Here is a 21,625-nt window from a genome sequence, read left to right as displayed (position 1 = left end):
ACCATTTCACAATTTTGTTTAATGCTATCTGAGCAATGTTATTGTTCCTTTATAAGTCTTAGTGGTGCCATCAGCAAAGGTTACTGCGATGGTATACACATAAACTCCGTTTGGCTGCATGGTGCCGTTAAACCTTCCATCCCATCCGGTGGTGAGCGAGTTCGATTCGAACAGGAACTGACCCCACTGGTTATAGATCTTCATGTTAAACTTGCTCACCAGGTTGCCGTAGGCATAGAAGATATCGTTCTTGCCATCGCCATTTGGCGTAAAGGTGTTCGGTATGTAAAGCTCGTTGGCAAAAGGATTGCTGGCGGTGCCGGTTACCGGTGCTGAATTGGCACTGGTTTGGCAATCGATCTGACCTTTGGCCCTTACTACAATGGTTACGCTTTGTCCAGGTTGCAAGCCTAAGGCCTGATAAGTTGTACCGGTAGGTCCGCCGGTTGGCGATACCCAAGTATTGCCATTATTGAGCGAAACTTCGTAGGCCGTAGCTCCAGCTACCGCGTTCCAGGCAAAGGTTATGCTATTGGCCGTCGTGCTTTCTACCCTCACTACTGGAATGGCCAACACTGGCAATACATTGACCGTAATGGCGGTACGCGAGTTGCTTGCGCAGCCACCTGCTTTCGAAACACTTTCTACATAATAAGTTGTAGTAGCATTCAAGGCCGGTGTGGTAAAGCTGTTTCCTTCGGCAAGCATAGCGCCACCCGAACTGTTGGCATACCATCTGTAAACCAGGTTGGCATCAGGGTTGTTCACACTTAATACCGCGGTACTGCCTGAGCATATCGGGTTGTTGTTGGCCGATACGCCAACTGGCGCCACCGGTACCGGCATGGCGATGATAGCTGCAGGCGCCCTGGCAGGAGAAATACAAGAGCCAGTGCTTGCTTCTACATAGTACGTTATATTGGTCGCAATAGCTGGCGTAGTGAAACTAGCGCCACTGCCTACTGCGGTACCTCCCACTGCTGCGTTATACCAAGTATAGGTTACGCCACTTTGCGGGTTGCTTACACTTAATACGGTACTATTGCCAATACATACATTGACGTTGTTGGTAGCTACTACCGGCGTGGTTGGCCTTGGGGTAACTGTTACGGTTACCTTAACCCTGCCACTGGCATTGCCACAACCATTGGCGCTTACTGCCTGTACGTAATAATCGGTGGTGGTATTTAAAATGGAGATGTTAAATGTTGCACCTGTTCCTACCATTGTACCGCCCACCGCAGCATCGAACCATTGGTAGGTAGCTGTCGGATCGGCATTTTGTACGGTTAAGGTAGTTCCATCGCCAGCACAAATACTTGTTCCAGTGTTAGATACAATTGGATTTACCGGACGAGGGTTTACGGTAATGGCCACTACTTTTCCGTTTCCGGCCACGTTTTCACATTTGTTATCGCCTTTTACGGTTACATAATAAGTGGTGTTGGCCGTTAGTGCCGTTGTGGTAAACGAAGCCTGGTTAGAAACCACATTGGTTAAAGCGGCATCACTGTACCAGGTAAATACCGGATTGGTTACCGTAGCACTGCTCGCGGTAAGCGTAGTGGTATTGTTTTCGCAAATGGTGGTTGTACCCGTTACCGAGATATCGGCAGGCGTTGCATTTGGCCTCACGGTTATGGTAATGGTTTTGGCATTTGCCGGGGTATTTTCGCATTTGTTGCTTCCTTTTACGGTTACATAATAAGTGGTAGTTGCACTTAATGTTGGCGTTACAAATACGGCACCTATTTGGGCTACGTTTGTTAACGAAGCATCGGTGTACCAAGTAAATACCGGATTGGTTACGGTTAAGCTACTGGCCGTGATGGTGGCCGTACCGGTACCACAGATATTCACCGTGGCCGGGTTCAGGTTGATATCGGCCGCAGTGGCTGCCGTATTAACCGTTACCGTTACCATTTTAGCGGTAGAACTGCTGTTTTCGCACTTGTTATCGCCTTTTACGGTTACATAATAAGTTTTGGTAGCAGCCAGTGCTCCGGTAGTATACGAAGCCCCAACAAACGCAACCGAAGTAAGGGCAGCATCGTTGTACCAGGTAAATACCGGATTGGTTACCGTAGTGGTACTGGCCACTAACGTAGCGGTACCGTTTTGGCAAATGGTAGCATTATTGGCGGTAATATCCGATGCATCGGCAACTGGTTTCACCGTAATGGTGATGGCCTTGGCGCTACCCGGGCTGTTGGCACAGCTGTTATCGCCTTTTACGGTTACATAGAAGGTAGTGGTAGCACTTAACGGCTGACTGGTAAACGATGGGCCAATGTAAATCAAATTGGTGAGGGCCGCATCGGCATACCAGGTAAATACCGGATTGGTTACCGTTGGACTGGTGGCGGCAATAACCGCTGCAGATCCGTTGCAGACTGTTGTATTTCCAGTCAAGATGATATCGGTCATGCCCGACAATGGATTTACGGTTACCGTAACTACTTTGGCGTCAACGGCTTTGTTTTCGCACTTGTTGTCGCCTTTTACGGTTACATAAAATGTAGTAGTGCTGCTTAAAGATGGGATCAGGTAGGTTGGTCCTACAAATACCACCGAGGTTAACGAGGCATCGCTGTACCAGGTAAATACCGGATTGGTTACCGTAAAGCTCGAAGCCATGAGGCTTACCGAATTTCCGGCACAAATGGTCATGTTGCTCAGGTTGATATCGGCCGCAGTAGCGTATGGATTAACAGTGATGGTTACAGCTTTCGCATCGGCAACGCCATTGGTACACTTGTTATCGCCTTTAATCACTACATAATAAGTCGTGGTATTGCTTAACGGTGGCGTTGTAAAATCGGCACCAACATGAGCCACATTGGTTAAGGCGGCATCGCTGTACCAGGTAAATACTGGGTTAGTTACCGTAGTTGAGCTTGCATTGAGCGTAGTTGGACTACCTGAACAAACTTTGGTTGGTCCGCTTACCAGGATATCGGCTGCAGTAGCCAACGGATTAACCGTAATGGTAATCACCTGTGCATCTGCTGGTTTGTTTTCGCATTTGTTATCGCCTTTTACGGTTACATAATAAGTGGTGTTACCATTTAAAGGAGGGCTAACAAAATTAGCGCCTACATAGGCTACATCGGTTAAGGTTGCATTTTTATACCAGGTAAACACCGGATTGGTTACCGTAGTTGAGCTTGCGGTCAACGAAACGGTCGAACCTGCGCAAATGGTACTTACACCTGCCAAATTAATGTCGGCCGCAGTAGCCGAAGGATTAATGGTAATGGTTACCGTTTTGGCATCTGCTGGAGCATTGGCGCATTTGTTGGTGCCACTTACGGTTACATAATAAGTGGTGGTAGCCGAAAGTGCCGGAGTAGTAAACGTAGCCTGTGTAGAAACCACATTGGTTAAGGCCGCATCGCTGTACCAAATAAATACCGGATTGGTTACCGTGGTTGAACTTGCCGTTAAAGTAGTGGTACCTGCACTGCAGATGTTGTTCACACCGCTTACCTGTACATCAGCAGCAGTGGCCGACGGTTTAACCGTAATGGTGATTTTTGTACGGCTTGCATTGGCACAGCTGTTGCTATTTACGGCTTCTACAAAGAAATCGTAAGTACCGGCGGCCAAGTTGGCTGGCGTAGTATAATTGCTATTGTTCAATACCAACAGGTTACCACTGGCATCGTACCAGTTAAAGGTAACACCTGCTACAGCCTGTACGCCCAAGGTTACCGGCGAATTGATACAGGTAGTGGTTGGGTTTCCAGCAATTGGAGTTGGTGGCGCAGGTGGAGGCAAGATCGTAACGACCACTTTGGTAGGTGCACTCTCGCAACCATTTACAAAAGCTTTTACATAATAGTTGTAGGTACCGGCAACCAATGAAGTTGGTGTGTTGAAGGTAGTTCCATCAGCTTGATAAACGGTTTCCAGATACCATCTGTACGTTACACCAACTTGAGGATTTTTAACATTGAGCGTAGCTGCACTGCCTTGACAAGCGCTGGCAGTAGCAACGGCTACTTGAGGCGCTACATTTATTCTTTGTGCATAATTGAAGTTGATTGAGGTTAAGGCACCTATTAATCCTGAATTTAACCTTACTTCTACGCCATCAAATGCAGCGGTTGGTACATAAGTAAGGATGATGGCACTGTTATCGCTCAATAATTCCAAGTGGATCAGTGGATTGTTTACCACCATTTCGTCGTTATTGCTGGTTGCACCGTTGTAGGTGGTTACGGTTAATGTTGGCAACACGGCCAGCGACAACAATTTGCCTGGCGAGGTCAATACCACTTTCAGGGTATCGCCTACCTTAGACAAGCCACCTGCAAAACCTACACGTTGGTAAACCGAGGCACCCAAGGCACCTACCGGCATCAGCAATGAAGAACCAGTTTGAATATTGTTATCGACTGCTAAACCTGGGTTCGAAACACCGGCCAATAAAGCTACACCGGTAACGCCATCGGCAAGCTGTACCGTAGCGGCACCACAAGGGGTAGGTTCTGTTCCGTTCGGAATAACCGTTACCACAACCGAGGCACGACCAGAAGCCGGGCATGGACCTGGAACAGTAGCTTCTACATAAAACGTAGTTGTTCCAGCTAAAGGTGGGGTTACATAAGTGGCGGTGCTGGCCAATAAAGTGCCACCAACTGGTAAGTCGTACCACCTAAAGGTTGCACCAGCAGTGCTTGAACTTGCGGTTAAGATAGCCGGACTGTTTTGAGCCACGGTTACAGCAGCAGGCGTAACAATCGGCAAATCTACCGAGCCTACAGTAATGGTGGCAGTAGCTCTGGTTGCCGAAGCCAAGCCACAGGCATTTACGGCTTCTACAGAATAAGAGGTATTGGCCACAACAGCGATAGCCGTAAAGGTTACACCATCTTTACCTACCTGATAAGTACCACCAGCATCGTACCATTTGTAAGTAATGCCTGCGATTGGATTTTTAATCTGTAGCAACACATTGTTGCCTGCGCAGGTATTGACGTTACTGGCCAATAGCTCTGGAACTGCAGGAGCCGGCGTAGTGGTTACGTTAACTGCTGTTTTATAGCTTACACAACCTGATGCACTGCTAGCCGCTACAAAATACCTGGTATCAGCAGTTAAGGCAGGTGTAGTAAAGCTTACACCGTCTTTGCCGGTTTGGTAAACGCCAGCGACATCGTACCATTTATAGGTTAATCCGGCTTTCGGATTTTTCACCGTCAGTACCGCAGTTTGTGTTAGGCAGGCGGTAACGTTAGCGGCCATTACTTCTGGCGCTGCAATTACACGCTGTGCATAGTTTACGTTTAATGAAGTTAAGGCACCCAGCACGCCTGAATTCAACCTGACTTCTACCGCATCAAATTGGGCAGCAGGCACAAAGGTTAACAAGGCTTGGGTATTGCCACTTAATAATTCTAAGCTGATGAGCGGACTGTTACTTGGCAACACATCGTTGTTGCTTACACCCCCATTCAAGGTGGATACCTGAACCGTACCCAAAACACTAGCCGACAATAATTTGCCCGGCGAGTTGATCAGGACGCGAACAGTATCTCCAATATTCGAAACGCTTCCAAATGCTAGTCTTTGGTAAACCGAGGCGCCCAAGGCACCTACTGGCATCAATAAGGTAGAACCAGTTTGCGTATCGTTGTCAATGGCCAAGCTAGGATTAGATACACCCGCTAATAAGGCCACGCCTGTTACCCCATTGATTTGGCTGATGGCGCCTTCGCAAGGTACCGGATTGCTCGATCCGTTGCCATCAACAGTTACCGTTACCTGAATACGACTTGCAGAGCTACATCCGGTCAAGGTGTTGGTGCTTTCTACAAAATAAGAAGTGGTAGCTGTTAGTGGCGGCGTTACAAAAGTTGCGCCGGTATAAACTGGTGCGGTAGCTGTAGCCGACGAGTACCAGTTAAATATCACATTAGCTTCTGAAGAGCTTGCCGTAAGGATGGCTGTCTGTCCTGGGCTAATGGTTGAAGAAGAAACCTGAACCTGTGGCGCTACCGGACGCGGATTAACCGTTACCGTAACTGCGCCACGGGTTGCACTTACGCATCCCGACAAGGCGGCTTCTACATAATAGGTTTTGGTGGCTGTTAAAGCCGGCGTGGTAAAATTAGCACCGCTGAACACTGGGGTTCCGCCAGCAGCTGTTTCATACCAGTTATAAGTGAGGGTTGGATCAGGATTGGTTACCGCTAGTACCGTAGTAGAACCTTCGCAACTTGCAGGAACAGTGGCCACAGTAGGCACTGCCAATACAGGTACCACGTTTACAGTTACCGGCACACGCTCGGCATTGGCACAGCCTGCTTTGCTTACTTCAATATAATAAGTGGTAGTAGTAGCCAGTGCTGGAGTTGTAAAACTGTTCCCATTGCCAACTACGCTGCCACCAACGGCTGCATCGTACCAAGTTAAGGTAGTGCCCCCATTTGGCGTAGCATTTAAGGTAGTGGTGCTTCCGGCACAAATATTCAAGCCCGAAGCGGCTACAGTTGGTTTAGGATAAATAATTTCGGCACCATAAATATCAAGGCTGCTTAAGGCGGCAACAGTTGCGCCAAACCTAACTTCTACCCTGTCGTAAGACTGTCCGGCAGCGAAAGTTGCTTTAAAGCGATTGCCTGCCAATAGTTTCAGATCTATTAAGGCCGAATTCAGTTGGTAGCTGGTTACCACGTTCGAACCATTCATTACGTTGATGGTGATTCCGCTCAGCACCGATAGATCCAATAGACCTGTTGGCGTTGCCAAGTCTAAACGGATGCTATCGGTAGCCAAACCAACATTAGGGAAAATTAACCTTTGATAGCCCGTTGCGCCTACGCCAACTGCCAAGGTGATCCTGGTATAATTGGTGAGGTCGGCATCAGTAGAATTTCCTGGACCGCTGATGCTGCACAATACGCAAACACCAATGATACCACTGTTTTGGTTGGTAGCCGCATTACAATTCGGATTAACCGGACCATTTAATACGGTTACCACCACTGGCGTACGGCTAGCGCTTACGCAGCCTGTACTGTTACTGGTTTCGGCATAGAAAGTAGTGGTGGTAGTTAATGCAGGTGTAGTAAAGCTTGGTCCTGTACCCAATGCAGTACCACCAGCAGCCACATTGTACCATTTAATCACATCGCCACTATTGGCTGTAGCCTGTAGCACGGTGCTTTGGCCACTGTTAACCACCTGATTATTGGTAGTCACCACTGGCGCGGCTGGTGCCGGATTAATGGTTACCGCAACTGCAGTACGTGCGCTCACCGCTGTTCCAGAAACAGCTTCTACATAAAACGTAGTGGTACTGGTTAAAGTTCCGGTATTGAATACACCGGCGTTGTTGGTTGCCAATGGCGTATTGCCGGTTGGCCCATACCAGTTGTAGGTTACACCAGCCTGCAAGTTGCTTACGCTTAATGAGGTTGCGCTGCCACTACAAATAGTCGCGCTGGCTACCACTGGCTGATTGACACCAACGGTGATGGTATAATCTGTATTTACCTTATTGCCATTTGCATCAGTAGCAGTTAGCGATAAAGTATAAGTTCCGCCTTGTGTTGGCGTTCCTGTAATTTCTCTTGTTGTGGTATTAAAGCTTAAACCCGGAGGCAAATTGGTAGCCACATAGGTATAAGGAGCAGTGCCACCACTTACTGCCGGCAGGGTTTGGGTTGGATAAGGAACACCAACGGTACCATTAGCCAAAGTAGCTGTAGGCAACGATAAAGCTCCTATTACTTTTACCGGATAGGTATTGGTAGCGGTTTTTCCCGTGCCGTCGGTTACGGTTACGCCGATACTGTAATTACCCGATTGGGTTGGCGTTCCTGTAATTTGTCTGGTAGCCGGATTAAAGCTCAACCCTGGAGGCAAGTTGCTGGCCACATAAGTATAAGGTCCTGTACCACCAGTAGCTGCCGGAATGGTTTCTGTAGGATAAGCAACACCCACATTGCCATCGGCCAGGGTTTTGGCAGGCAACACCAGCGGATCAACCACTTTAATGGTATAGTTGGCCGTAGCCGTTTTTCCATCGGCATCGCTTGCATTTAACGTTAGCGTATAAGTTCCTGCCGTTGTTGGCGTTCCGGTGATTTCCCTCGTAGTTGGATTAAAATTCAATCCTGGAGGCAAGTTGCTCACCGAATAAGTATAAGGTGTTGTACCTCCGGTTGCAGGCAACAAAATCTGGGTTGGATAAGACGTGCCGACCGTTCCGTCAGAAAGCGTGGTGGTAGCCAGCACCAATGGATCTTTTACCACAACGGTATAATTGGTAGTGGTGGTATTGCCATCGGCATCGGTTACATTAACGCCCACTACAAAAGTGCCCGATTGGGTTGGCGTGCCGGTGATTTCCCGGGTAGCCGGATTAAAGCTTAAACCCGGAGGCAAATTGGTGGCTACATAAGTATAAGGCGTGCTTCCTCCCGTAGCCAACGGAATTACCTGCGTAGGATATAATGTTCCAACAGTTCCATTAGGCAAGCTTGCCCCTGGCAAAACCAAAGTTGGCGTTATTTTTAAGGTATAAGCTGCCGTAGCCGTACAGCCTTTGCTGTCGGTTGCCGTAATATTAAAATTAAACGTACCCGCTGCAGTTGGCGTACCCCCTATTTGTCCGCTGGCTGATAGCACCAAACCAGCAGGCAGGTTACTGCCCGCAGCCAAGGCATAAGTAAAGGCTGGTGTGCCACCGGTGGCTGCCGTAATTTGTTTAGAATAGGCCGAACCAATCGTCCCATTGGCTAAGGTAGTCGTGGCAAAAGTAATTTGCGGATTAACCGTAACCACAATCGGCACCCTTACTGATTCATCTGTACAGCCAATCCTTCTGGCCGCCACATAATAAGTTGTATTGGCTGTTAAAGCAGGGGTAGTAAAAGTTGCACTGGTGGCCAATGCACTGCCACCATCGGCTACATCGTACCAGCGAAGCTCGTTGGTTGCACCTGTAGTTGCGCCCAGCACGGCTGTACTGTTGTAGCAGGCATTCACTGCGTTTGACTGTGGTGCTGTAAACGTTGGCCTTGGTGCAGTACTGGTTATCCCATATAAATTAATGGTTTGGGTTAAGCCCACATTCAGCAAGGAATTGAGCGTTATTTTTACACGGTCGAAAGCCAGACCAGGCGAAAATGGAATATTGGTTACCTGACCGGCATTGAGCAGTCCCAGCAAATCGAGGCTCAATAGATTGTTCAGGTTGGTCGTATATACTTGCGTATTGCCGTTATAGGCGGTTACCTGGGTATTGTTCAGCAATCCGGCACTCAACAAAGCAGGATTAACGCGCATCCGGATATTAAACTCATCACCGGCCTGCGATGGAATAGCGAAATATACGGTTTGACTGATAGAACCCGCAACCCCTAAAGCGCCCAAACTGATTTCAGAGAAATTGGTCTGGTCGGCATCAATGGCAAATTGAGGATTGGTTACCCCTGCCTTGCCCAAGCCCAACAAATCGACCGTAAGGCCGCTGCCTTCATAGCTGGTGGCAAATGCACTGGCGCAACCAGTTGTACCCGAAGTATAAAAAGCGTAATAAACTTTGGTGCTATATGGCGAGCTTAACAGTAAAGCATCTGTTCTATCTTTAAGGTATACCCTATCATAGGCTTGGCTTGGCGTAATCGCCAAATAAAAAAAGCCGTTCGCATCCTTAATCAGACGCAGATCGGCATTTCCAAATCCTGAGCTACTTATCCCGGAGACCACCGTATTTCCGGAAGAGTTCCGGGCCCCGACCTCAAAATAATGGTCGCCCAGTGCTACATTCCCGACCACCGATGCCAGGGCGCTGCCCAAATTGCCACCCAACAGTACATTGAGTAAGGAGGCATCTCCGTCAATGCGCAAAAACGTAGTGGTATTGGCCGGTATGGTTGAAGCAAACTGAAGCTCCAGCTCTCCGCTATATTTGCCTAAACCTAGCGCCGCACCCCCGTACGATTTAACCGTAGCGAAAGTATTGCTGCCATTTGTTGCATTTGTTGCATCGTCTACCTGTGCAGACTTTACCGTAGCAGTTGTGGCATAAATTCTGGTTTGCGCATACGATTTGGAAAATAGCAGCGTTATAATGGTAATTTGTAGCAGAAAAGCGATCCATCTAATAGACCGAAGGTTAAAAGTAGATATCGATTTCATAAAATAGGGATTATATTGCGTTATTCTGATGCAATTTTAAGCAGCAAACCACTTTGCTTTGCCATTCGACTTGTTCATTAGAACACAGCCATATACTGCCATTGTTCATTTTATTCATTTTGTATTGTTCACAACCGAACAAAAACCAGTTGAACAAGGCCATATTTCTCTATTATAGCGCATTAGGGCACTTTTTGACCAAAAATGGCAGATAAGTCCTGAATAGCGCTATAATTCTGAACATTGATTTTCTTTTAAGTTAAGTCTTATCTTCGCGTGAAATCGATTGCAACACGCTAAAAAAATGACTCAATTTATTTTAGATGAACTCAGGCATTTAATTCTAAAAAAAGTTGGAATCCGTGTGGTCTGTCCTTCTGATTGCCAGGTTATTGCATTAGCCATCAGCAAAAAAGTAAACAAAAGCATTAGCGAAACCACCATTAAAAGGTTATTCGGCTTTGCCACCATTCACCATCAGTTCTCCAAGTTTACCATCAACACCCTTTTAGAATATGTAGAGAACGACGACACGCACGTAGTAACCGATGCCGCCATTAATGGCAGTCCATATACCGGCGACAAGGATTGGGATTATTTGATTGCAAAGGCCAGAACACTTTCAGAAAGCACCATCAAGCGTGTAATTACGCAGAGCGAAATCCCCTACCACCTTACCATCAACAGGAAATTTGCCGAACACGATTTTAACTATTTCTATTCGTCCAATTATATTTTTACGGCTTTTATTGCCCAGGCAGGCTATGGCAAGAGTATTTTGCTTAGCCACTTGGTACAAAACCTCTTTCTTAAGCCCGGTGCAAAATATGCGCAAGATGTGGTACTGTTCTTACACGCCGAAAGGGTTTTTAACGTAGAGACCGAATCGCAGAACCTGGAAACCGACCTGCAAAAACTCTTAGGGCTATCTACAGAAAAAGACATCATTACCTATTTTAATGAACAATATGCCAAAAACGGCAAAAAATTGGTGCTCATTTTCGACGGCTTCCATGAAATTTTAAGAAGAAATGGCCTCAAACCCAAAATATTCGACAGCATTGTCAAAATGCTTTGCGACTTGGAGGGCAGTCCGGCCATTAAACTGGTGCTGAGCATGCGCTCTTACGCCTGGAAACGTTTTTATCAAAACATCCGTCATTCGCATTACCTGAAAAGCAAATGGTTTGCCGGAAGCTATTTCAGGTCGATAGAACAATCGAACGTACCGACATTTACCGAGGCCGAAGTAGACATTTTGTTCAGCAAAATCAGTTCGTTTCCTAGCAAGCGCCTTAATTCGGAACTAAAATACCAGCTCAAATATCCATTCCACATCTCCTATTATTATGAGCTGAAAAGCCTTTATCCGGAAAACGAGTACCGAACCAATCTCGTTTTCTACGAAATGACCCTACAACATCTCTCTAAAAAAATCTATTCGTCTAAGCATTCGGTAGAAAAACTGATCCTTTGCAAGCAATTGATCCAATTGAGCGACTATGGCTTGAAGGGCAACCGGATAGACAAGAGCCTGCTGATGGACGAGTTTACGGTTTTCAGGGATGCCTACATGGAATTGCTGCTTGACGGGCTTTTGATTGAAGAACAACACCACGAACACGGATTTCCGATAGAACTGGTCCGTTTTATCCATCCACATATTTTCGAGTACTTTTTGTTCAAGGAAACATTGGAACGTCATCAGGACCAGATGAGCCCGGCATTTTTCGAGGCGATTGTTTCGGGCTACAGCAACAATAAACTGGCCCTCCCTCTTTTGAAATGGGCTACCTTCTTTACCATCAAAAATGGCGATTTCGATCCGATCATATCGATTTTGAACCTCAAGTTGGGCCGTTGGGAAACCAATCAGCTGATGCTATTTATGGCCGAGCAGTTTAATTACCAGCTTCAAAACGAGCCCGAAAGCCTAAACGGACTTAAAAAACATAATATCCATCAGGAACTGCTCAGGAAGTTTGCCGAAATCGATTTTATTGATCCGAGCTATTGCAACCTGCTCAAAATTTTTAGCGAAATAAGCCAAGACGAAGAAGTAAAAGCCATTTATTATTCGATGGTATTTATTTTCGACAGTTTTTCGCTGCAGGCCAGCAAACTGCAACAGCATATCGAAGAATTTGACCCGGCAACGCATCCACTCAAAAACTGGCCTGTACATCCCGCTACATTTGGCGCTTTGCTATTGCAGCTGCTCAACGGCGAAAACATTAGCGAAGACCCGGCTTGGGTACAATTCGACCTCGAAAACAATGGTCAGGCGCTATTGGAGCAAATGTCGGGTGCGCCACAATATGCCTGCAGCATCTTTCTGTTGCTGCTAAACTGGCTGAACGGCAATTTGCCACAAGTGATTGACCTGATCAATTCGATCAAGAATTTTAAGCAATCAGGGTCTATTTCCGACTATTATTCCATTTATATGCTCCATGTACTGGCCTTGGCCTATGCCAACAGCGGCAACACCAAAAAAGCCGACCAGCTGGAACGCATATTGAACCATATCCACGAACACCCACTCAGGCCCGATACCAGCCCCTGCGCCAAAGACTTGCAACAATTGGTACTGGCTCAACAATACCTGAACAAGGGCAATTATGAACTGGCACTGCTGCATGGCCACGAAAGTGTAGAGCGCTATAAGAAAAACCATTGTTTGGCCCTTCAGATGATTGCCTATCAGGTTTTGATCAGAACCTACTTGGAAACAAAAGACATAGACAAGGCCAACGAATACCGATATACGGTGCTTTGCCTGCTCGACGAGAAAAAGATCAACTCCAATCTTTTCAGTTTCCAGGCTATTGTTTCCAACAGCATCATAAACCCTTAAAAACAAAAAGTGAACAAGAACAAACCCTAATGAACAGCTTTGTTCAGACTTTAAAAAACGACGCCAACTTGAACAAAAAGAACGTATACAATATGGCCTTATCTATGGTTATTTGTAGGCATAAGATTAATGCTGATGCTACGTTTAAGGTACATAATAGGACTTTTTTTAATTTGTTTGAGTTTAAACGCCAACGCCCAAACGGGCTGTCTTTTGCCCAATAACACACTTTACACTTCGCAGGTTGATCCGGGCTTGTTAAATGTGGTTTTGGCGCTCTTGGTTGGCTCTACTCCTATTTATTATGCAAGTCCAAACGTTACCTTAACCGATCCGGCCACCTGCTATTGGACGGCCGCCACTGGCACGGTTGCCTGCAAGGTTTGCCCTGGCTCCTATACCAACGTTGCGGGATTACTTACCGGCTGTTCGGTAAGTTTTGTAGACGGTCTTCAGGCTACCTATGTAATGGATTGCGACATCGACGACCATGCTTGGGCTTGGGTGCTTGGCGCCAGTGCACTGGGGGTTTACCTCATCAGGAGGAAGGGACTATTTTAACCCAAACAAAATCTATGTTAACTCCAAAAAGTCCGCTTAACATAAACATAATATGGATTTAAAGGCTCAATAGCCTAATTTTACAAAAAACTCCTAATTGATTTCATGAAAAAGCACAAAGTAAAAACGCTCCTAAAGATTTCTAGAAAGAACGCCAAAAAAGATATTCAAGCAGATTTAACCAAGGCTTTACAGGAAGTAGTCGGCAAATTTGGAAAAAGCTCTAAGAAACTAGACAAAACCATCAAAAGAAGCGCCATTAAGCTTGCCAAGGAATTGTCTAAAGAGCTCGATCTACAACCCGAAACCGAGCCAAAAGAAACGGTAGCTACAAGCACCGAAGCCAAAGCTGTTCAGGCGCCTAAAAAACCTGCCGCTCCAAAAGCAGCCAAACCTGCCAAAAAAGAAACTCCGGCCGAATCATAAGCCAACAGATAAAAAAAGCCTCCCGAATTTCGGGAGGCTTTTAACTATTAACTAACTATTAAATCGATTATGGCTTGTCAGGTGCTTCCGGGGCTTTACCTATCAACTCCATAAATTGATCCAGTTTTGGGGTTATAATAATCTGCGTGCGCCTATTTCTGGCTTTACCCGCATCGGTATCATTGCTGGCCACGGTATTGTATTCGCCCCTGCCGCCAGCGGTTAAACGCTTGGGATCTACCGCATAATTGTTCTGCAGCGATTGCACCACCGACGAAGCCCTCAGCGCACTTAAATCCCAGTTGTTCCTGATATTGGGTTTGCTAATCGGTACGTTATCGGTGTTACCCTCTATCAGCACATCATAGCCTTGGTAATCTTTAATGATTTTGGCTATTTTGGCCAAGGTGGCTCCAGCTTTGTCAGAAATTTCGTAGCTACCCGATTTATACAGCATATTGTCGGATAGCGAAATGTAAACCACGCCTTTCAATACCTGCACGTCAACATCGCTCATTTCTTCCCTGCTTAACGAACGGGTTAGGTTATTGGTAAGCACCATATTGAGTGAATCGCTTTTGTTTTTGGCATTAACCAATTGCTGGATGTATTTATTCGAGCTATTGATCTCATCAACCAGTTTGGAGATGTTCACATTTCCCTGATTGCTCGAAGCCAAGCATTTATTGAGCGCTGTTTGCAAAGCAGCTACGTTAGAACGCTCGGAGGCGAGCTGTTCTTCCAAGCCCTTAATCCTGATTTTAGACCCAGATACTTCCTTTTCGCTGTCTTGCAGGCGCTGGTTCAGTTCCTGGTTACTTTGTTGCAATTTGGTATTGTTGGATTGCAGTTCTGCGTATTTTTTGTTGCTTACGCAACCTTGTGCCAACACCCCCGTAAGTAGCAATAAAGGCACTATATGCTTTAACTTCATGTTTTTTACCTTTTGGTTAAATAATTATCTTTTAAACAAATAAGCGCTAAGAAAGTTTGGTCTTTTTCAAAATTTTAGCAACGGCAAGTAAAAGCTTGGCGAAAGGCTCAAAAATTGGGTTGCTCTTTAAAACTGGGTTGCTCCTGCCGATCTTCCAGCTGTTTCATTCTATAATCGAACCACAGCCACACCAAAATGCAAACCATAACCGCAAGCAATAAAATAGCCAATAGCGACAGCAACGACCTGGAAACCCTAAACCTAAGCAATAGCCTATGCCATGTCATTTTGTTAACCTCGTTTTAAAAGCAGGCTGATCATCATATTGGTGGTAAAACATCAGACCAACTCCTTAAAAATATCGAAAAAAAATGGCCTTTAACAGTACAGACCGCCCAGAATGGCCTCTACAGTGCATTCAGTTTATTCATTTTGTGAGGCGTGCTGTTCAACAAGTAAAATCAAGCTTAATTCCACATTTTAAAACTTGTTCCTGTTTGTAACAACAAAGCTTAAATTTATCTAAAGGTATAGCGATATGCGTATGGCGTATGGCGAATGGCGTAGTACGTAGGACGTAGGACGATATGATACAAAACGCAATACGCCTAACGCTACACAATACTAATAAAGGCAAAATGCTTGAACTACAAACGGGAACTTTTTTTGGTGCACACCACAAGGTCATTAACCTGCCTGGATTGGTAATTACAGATACCCAATACACCAAAGACAAGGTAGATTGGCATTACCATCAAAACCCCTACTTTACTTTTCTTTTGCAGGGAAGCATGCTCGAAGCCAATAAAAAAGAGCGTTACGAATGCCTTCCTGGTACCCTGCTCTACCATCATTGGCAAGATGCCCATTACAATGTTAAAGGGCGAGGCTTTGTACAAGGCTTGCATGTAGAGCTGAGTCCGTTTTTTGCTGAGCAATTTGAACTTAAGCTGCATGCTATCGAGGGAAGCCTGCAACTGCATAATCCCATGCTCAAATCCATTTTCCAACAACTTTACTTCGAAAGCAAAATCAACGATTCTATTACCCCTTTGGCGGTAGAGGCACAGTTGCTAAGGGCTTTTGAGCTATTGAACAAAGAGCGGCAGCTAGACAGCAACGGTCTTCCCAAATGGGTAAAAAGGGTAAAAGAAGCCTTGCATCATGGCGACTATGCAGATTTGAGTCTGAACAAACTGGCTGCCCTGGCCGATGTGCATCCTTCGCACCTTTCGAGAGATTTTCCCAAATATTTTAAGGCATCTATTGGTCAGTACCTCCGCCAGCTGCAGCATCAAAAGGCCAGCCATTTGTTGTTAACCGATGCCTCGTTAACCGAAATTGCCTATAGCTGTGGTTTTGCCGACCAAAGCCATTTCATCAGGCGGTTTAAAAAAGAAACGGGTATCAGTCCGTTAAGCTATAAGAAAATGATGCGACGTTAAAAATGTTCTATTTTTTGGCAGGCCAACTCGCTAGTATTGCCTCATCAAATACGCAAACATGACATCCAAAAAAATAAGCATCTATTTCTTCTTGCTGTGCCTCATGCCTTTTGGGCAAGCCAATGCGCAAAACATGAAAGCCTATGAAGGGCATTGGGAAAGTGAATTAGCCCAACCACAGGCCTTTAGTCCAAAACTTAGCATCCAATTGCTCAATGCCCGTACCGCATTGCTCAAGCTAAGCGGATTGCATGGCAGCATCCAACAGCGATTTTCATACGTAAAAGGCAAAACTTTTCAGGTAAAACTGGGCGAGGGTTTGGTTTTCAGGGGATCTTGGAACCAAAAAGAAAAGACGATAACTGGTTTCATCAAGTCTGGACAATGGTTTTACCACCTCCAATTGTTGCCCGATGCCAAAATGGAATTTACTACCAACTGGAACATATTGCTTGCCTCCAACTTCAATTCACGGCTTTACCTGAGCATAGAAAATGCCGACGGCGAAAATTTTGAGGCTTATGCCTTTAGTTCGGAAGTACGTTATCCAGGCTTTTTCTGTTATGATTTTAAGAAATCGGGCGACCATATTTCATTCCGTGATTTTAGGACAGGCCTTGCTTTAAACGGCAAGCTGGAAGACAAACGCATCCCTTTGCAAATTAAAATCGGGAAGCTTTTATTGGCAACATTAGCATTGAAACCCTCGGCCAAGGACTGGGATTTGAAATCGGGCTCCAAACCAACCCGCTATTCCAATGAGCGACCACAGCAACTGAACGATGGCTTAAGCACCTTGAGCCTCCAAGAAACCGGCCTCAAAATCGACGAAAGCTACTTGCAAAAAATGGTCGACAGCATCAACGCCAACAAAATTACGAATACACACAGCGTGCTGATTGCCAAGAACAACAAACTGCTTTACGAAGCCTATTTTGGAGGCAATGATGCTGCTACGCCACACGATCTGCGTTCGGCTTCCAAAAGTATTTCGTCGGCACTGATCGGCATGGCCATTGACCGGCATATATTGCGCGATACTGCCCAGAAACTGGTTGATTTGCTGCCTTCATCTTATCAAAGCCTGATGCAGGAGCCACGCAAACAAGCCATTAGCCTGGGCAACCTGCTCACGATGAGTTCAGGTATTGATGCAGTAGATTTTGGCATAGAGCGTAAATCGGCTGCTGCCGAAGACAACTACCAGCCCACGCCTGATTGGGCAAAAACCGTACTGGCAGCCCCAATGATCAATTACCCAGGTACCCACGCCAATTATGGATCGGCCAACCCCTATTTGCTGGGTTTCGTACTGGCCCATAAATTAAAACAAGGCACTTTAGATTTCATCGACCAAAATCTGTACAAGCCTTTGGCAATCAGCAATTACATTATTCAGCAAGACGAAAAGGCCAACCCTTATTTTGGAGGCGGTATTTTTATGCGCTCGCGCGATATGCTCAAATTTGGATTGCTGTATGCCAATAAGGGCCAATGGCAAGGCCGGCAGCTCATTAGCAGAGCTTGGGTCAATGCCTCGTTCAAAAACTACCTCAACCTGGAAAACCATCCCGAAAAAAACGGCTATGGCTTCTTATGGTGGCATTATAGCTACAAGGTTGGTAACCGCATGCTGGAATCAATCGAAGCACGCGGTGCTGGCGGACAATATATTTTTATTTTGCCGGCATTGGATATGGTGATTGTAATTACCTCGGGCAATTTTAGAAACGGCCGAGTATGGCAACCAGAAAAAATAGTAGAAAACTATATTTTGCCTGCTTTTATCAATAATTAGTCTTCTTCTTAAAAATTAAAAAGCAATGCAACAGTATCCACTGCCACATTGCTTAACTTAACTATTAATAATGATGAGGCTCAAATATATACACATTATTTTACAAATGCAACAAAATTGCATTTATATTTGTGGTATGAAATTTCCCATCAACTCCCAACTGTTCGACAAGGTCGGCATGTCGGCTTCGGCAGCCTGCGCCATTCATTGTGCGCTACTTCCCATTGTTCTTACCTTATTACCTATTGTAGGGCTCGAGTTCTTGGCCAATCCCATGATAGAGCTGAGCATGATTGTCCTTTCGCTTGCACTGGCCTGTATTGCTTTATCCAGTGCCTATCAAAAACACCGCAGGGTATTGCCCTTTGTGATTTTGATGCTGGGCTTTTGCTTCATTGCCTTAGGCCACTTGATTGAAGGATTGGAAAGCTATTTGATCCCATTGGGTGGCCTGCTCATCGCGATTGCGCATTTCATCAATCTCAAACTAACAAAATCCTGCAGCCACCATATCCAACCTTAAGCCATGAACCGGAAAAAACTGCCCTTTGCCCTACTTTTAGTGTTGATGGCCACTGTACAGCCCGCCTGCAAACATGAACAAATGGATACGCGAAAGCTTTATCTGAAATACCTGAAAAGCCATAGCCGCAAAACAGCCAATACTGCTGGACAGCATTAATTAGCCCATGAACCAGCAAATCACACTTGCGAAATTTGGAATACTTCGCAAGTGCTTTTACTAAGCATTAAAGCCACCATCGATGGTTAGGGCGGCACCCGTGATGTATTGGCCTTCGTTGCTGGCCAAGAAAGCCACCAAACCGGCTACATCGGCTCCTGTTCCATACTCCGACAATGCCATGCGAGGCCTCAAGAAATCGGCCAGTTCGCTATTGGCAGGGTTCATGTCGGTATCAATTGGACCGGGTTGTACGGTGTTTACGGTAATGCCTTTGCTGCCCAAATCTCTGGCCAAGCCACGCGTAAGGCCGTGAACCGCTGCTTTGCTCATTACATACAATGTTCCAGCCGGACCAACTGCATTTTCGGCCATATTGCTGCCAATATTAATGATACGGCCACCAGCAGGCAGGTGTTTTACCGCAGCCAACGAAGCTGCATAAACGGCTCTTACGTTTACAGCCATGATATCTTCATAGTCCTGCAGGTTGTGTTCTTCAAATGCCTTACCCACATAGATTCCGGCATTGTTGACCAAGATATCGAGTGCGCCAAATTGGGCAATGGTTTGCTCAACCGCAGCAGTTACGGCAAGAGCATCGGCGCTGTTGGCCGCTATGGCTTGGGCCTTGCCTCCATTGGCATTGATTTCTTGCGCCAAGGCCTCGGCTTTCTCGGGTGAACTGTGGTAAGTAAAAGCCACGGTGGCGCCTTCGGCTGCTAATCTTTTAACAATGGCCGCGCCAATACCACGGCTGCCGCCGGTTACCAAGGCAATTTTATTTGCTAGTTTTTTCATGTTTTTATTTTTTTCTTCAAAACTAAATAGCTTTCTTCTATATTTGATTGTACACAAGAAATTGTTAGGTACTAACAAAAAAGTAAGTAATGAGAAAAGAGACTTCAACCAACGCCATTAACGAAAAGCAGCTTAACGACAGCTGTGGCATGGCCTATTCGCTACATGTTTTAGGTGGCCGGTGGAAACCTGCTATTTTGTGCAGGTTGTCTTATGGCACCTGGCGTTTTGGCGAACTGAGAAAGAACATTGATGGTATTTCTGAACGCATGTTGGTGGCGCAGCTGCGTGAGCTGGAAAACGATAAGGTAATTGAGCGTTTGGTCTATCCGGAGGTACCGCCCCGGGTAGAATACCGTTTAACGGCCTTGGGCGAAACGATGCGTCCTATGCTGAAAGCCATGTCTGATTGGGGCAATATGCATCGACAAACCGTAAATCCGGTGGAGGTTTCGGAGCCTGCCTAAACAAAAAAGCCTTATCCTCGATATAAATCGGAATAAGGCCTCCATCCTATTCAAGTGCTTGTTAATTCTTTCTGCGCATCTGGAATTTTTGCGCTTTGAATTTGCCTTTTACTGTTCCCGAGATTTCGGCCACCAGCGAATCTTTGTTGATTTGCTTGTAGCTGATCTGTTGCGGAAAATCATGTTCAGGATTTTCAAAAACCATTTCGCTTGCCGAAACCGTTTTGGCTTTAAAACTAACGGGCTTGCCTCCGTTTTGGTTCTTTACCGTTGGAATATAGAAAAGTCCATCGGTTTGTTGTACCAGTTTGATGTTTTCGAAAACCAGGGTGTCTTTTTCCTTAAGCACATAGCTTTTGCCATGAAACTCTTTTGGAGAGGCCTTTGTCCAGGTTTCGAACACGCTGCCGCGAGCTGTTTTTTGTTCCCAAGTGCCAATCAGCCATTTGGTTTTGTCTAAATCTGCAGTTCCTGCCTTAAAAGCAAAAACCAGGGTTGTCATCAAGGCCAATGCCAGGCCTGCGCTAATTTTTTTCATTAGAGTATAGTTTTTTAATGATTACGAAACCATCATGTGTATGTTCATGATATTTCAGCTTAAATTTTACTGAACAAAGCTGCGCATCAGCAAAGGCAAAAAATTGTAAAAATGCGACAGGCTTATGCAGTGCCTACAAATAGCTTTGAAAGCTGCAGGTTGTCTGCATAGAATTTTTTCGGACTAAGTCCTGTAAACTCTTTAAAATCCTTGATAAAGTGCGCCTGATCGTAGTAAGCTGCTTCGTAGGCCAAATCGGTTAGGTTGTCGAAACGTTTTTCGGCCAGCATTTTTAGGGCCGTTTGCAATCTTATGATCTTGTTCAGTTGTTTTGGACTTAACCCAACGGTTGTAGCAAATTTGCGTTCCAGTTGCCTCCGGTTGATATTCAGTTGTTCGCTCAATTGACCAACAGAAAGCTGGCCATTCAGTTCGAGCATAGCATTGACGCAAGATTTGACTAAACTGTTGACCGTTTCGGTTTCCTGTAGTTTCTGAAGCAGGAAAGATTCGGCCAGTTTTATTCTATCGGCCGTGCTGGTGGTTGCCAACACTTCTTTTTCCAGCTGCAGACCAGCCTCACCAAATAATTCAGTCAAGGACACGGCTTTGTTTTCCAATTGCTGTGCACTCCAATGGGTAAAAGGCAAAAAGCCTTCGGGATTAAAGCGCAAGGCAAAAATTCCGGTAGATCCGGTGGGTGCGATAGACAATGTGGAGGTAATCTGTCCGAAAACAAAACAACGGGGCTGCATGATAAATTCCACTTCGTTTTGGTATTGCCTATACAAATCGCCATAATGGAAAATCATTTCCATACAACCATCCGGTACGATTGTTTGCCGCTGTTCGGTAGCCGAAGCAGGGCTTTCCAAGGTCCAGGCACATTTAACAAAGGCATTGAGTTCGGGGCTGATTTCGAAAGTTTGGTAATCCATAGGAGGTATTATTAACCAAATAT

Annotated in this window: 13 protein-coding genes; 8 read left to right on the top strand and 5 right to left on the bottom strand. The window is 45.7% G+C overall.

All coding sequences use genetic code 11. The features are described from left to right. Positions 1-24 precede the first annotated feature (24 nt). A complete protein-coding gene (locus tag VRU48_RS01680; RefSeq protein ID WP_330106197.1) occupies positions 25-10,155 on the bottom strand; it encodes an Ig-like domain-containing protein in 10,131 nt (3,376 codons plus the stop codon). 304 nt (positions 10,156-10,459) lie between these two features. Here VRU48_RS01680 and VRU48_RS01675 point away from each other — a divergent pair, with 304 nt between their 5' ends. The 3 genes from VRU48_RS01675 (at position 10,460) to VRU48_RS01665 (ending at position 13,999) form a co-directional block, all read left to right on the top strand. Continuing rightward, positions 10,460-13,012 (top strand): tetratricopeptide repeat protein, encoded by a 2,553-nt coding sequence (locus VRU48_RS01675; protein ID WP_330106196.1) that lies wholly within the window; start codon positions 10,460-10,462, stop codon positions 13,010-13,012. A gap of 213 nt (positions 13,013-13,225) precedes the next feature. Continuing rightward, complete coding sequence (locus VRU48_RS01670) at positions 13,226-13,573, top strand: hypothetical protein (protein WP_330106195.1); 348 nt, start codon at positions 13,226-13,228, stop codon at positions 13,571-13,573. Positions 13,574-13,678: 105 nt separating this feature from the next. Continuing rightward, positions 13,679-13,999, top strand: a complete 321-nt coding sequence (locus VRU48_RS01665; protein ID WP_330106194.1) for a hypothetical protein — start codon at positions 13,679-13,681, stop codon at positions 13,997-13,999. 67 nt (positions 14,000-14,066) lie between these two features. Here the strand turns inward: VRU48_RS01665 and VRU48_RS01660 are convergent, their stop codons facing one another. Next, complete coding sequence (locus VRU48_RS01660) at positions 14,067-14,933, bottom strand: OmpA/MotB family protein (protein ID WP_330106193.1); 867 nt, start codon at positions 14,931-14,933, stop codon at positions 14,067-14,069. Between the two features lie 638 nt (positions 14,934-15,571). On the opposite strand from VRU48_RS01660, the gene VRU48_RS01655 reads away from it, so the two are divergent. From VRU48_RS01655 to VRU48_RS01640, 4 genes are all read left to right on the top strand, one after another. After that, on the top strand, positions 15,572-16,378 hold the full coding sequence (locus VRU48_RS01655) for a helix-turn-helix transcriptional regulator (RefSeq protein ID WP_330106192.1): 807 nt from the start codon (positions 15,572-15,574) through the stop codon (positions 16,376-16,378). 58 nt (positions 16,379-16,436) lie between these two features. After that, positions 16,437-18,176, top strand: coding sequence for a serine hydrolase domain-containing protein (locus VRU48_RS01650; RefSeq protein ID WP_330106191.1), 1,740 nt, complete (start codon positions 16,437-16,439; stop codon positions 18,174-18,176). A 136-nt stretch (positions 18,177-18,312) separates the two neighbouring features. Further along, on the top strand, positions 18,313-18,699 hold the full coding sequence (locus VRU48_RS01645; protein WP_330106190.1) for a MerC domain-containing protein: 387 nt from the start codon (positions 18,313-18,315) through the stop codon (positions 18,697-18,699). Between the two features lie 3 nt (positions 18,700-18,702). After that, a complete protein-coding gene (locus VRU48_RS01640) occupies positions 18,703-18,858 on the top strand; it encodes a hypothetical protein (RefSeq protein WP_330106189.1) in 156 nt (51 codons plus the stop codon). A gap of 60 nt (positions 18,859-18,918) precedes the next feature. On the opposite strand, the gene VRU48_RS01635 is transcribed toward VRU48_RS01640, so the two are convergent. Beyond that, positions 18,919-19,659, bottom strand: a complete 741-nt coding sequence (locus tag VRU48_RS01635) for a 3-oxoacyl-ACP reductase family protein (protein WP_330106188.1) — start codon at positions 19,657-19,659, stop codon at positions 18,919-18,921. An 89-nt stretch (positions 19,660-19,748) separates the two neighbouring features. On the opposite strand from VRU48_RS01635, the gene VRU48_RS01630 reads away from it, so the two are divergent. After that, positions 19,749-20,126, top strand: a complete 378-nt coding sequence (locus tag VRU48_RS01630; RefSeq protein WP_330106187.1) for a winged helix-turn-helix transcriptional regulator — start codon at positions 19,749-19,751, stop codon at positions 20,124-20,126. A gap of 61 nt (positions 20,127-20,187) precedes the next feature. On the opposite strand, the gene VRU48_RS01625 is transcribed toward VRU48_RS01630, so the two are convergent. Together VRU48_RS01625 and VRU48_RS01620 are read right to left on the bottom strand one after the other, a co-directional pair. Continuing rightward, positions 20,188-20,664 (bottom strand): DUF6265 family protein, encoded by a 477-nt coding sequence (locus tag VRU48_RS01625; protein ID WP_330106186.1) that lies wholly within the window; start codon positions 20,662-20,664, stop codon positions 20,188-20,190. Between the two features lie 122 nt (positions 20,665-20,786). Further along, a complete protein-coding gene (locus tag VRU48_RS01620; protein WP_330106185.1) occupies positions 20,787-21,602 on the bottom strand; it encodes a helix-turn-helix domain-containing protein in 816 nt (271 codons plus the stop codon). Positions 21,603-21,625: the final 23 nt, after the last annotated feature.

The sequence above is a fragment of the Pedobacter albus genome, assembly GCF_036324255.1.
Lineage (GTDB): Bacteria > Bacteroidota > Bacteroidia > Sphingobacteriales > Sphingobacteriaceae > Pedobacter > Pedobacter albus.
This window is presented reverse-complemented; position numbering and strand designations above follow the sequence as displayed.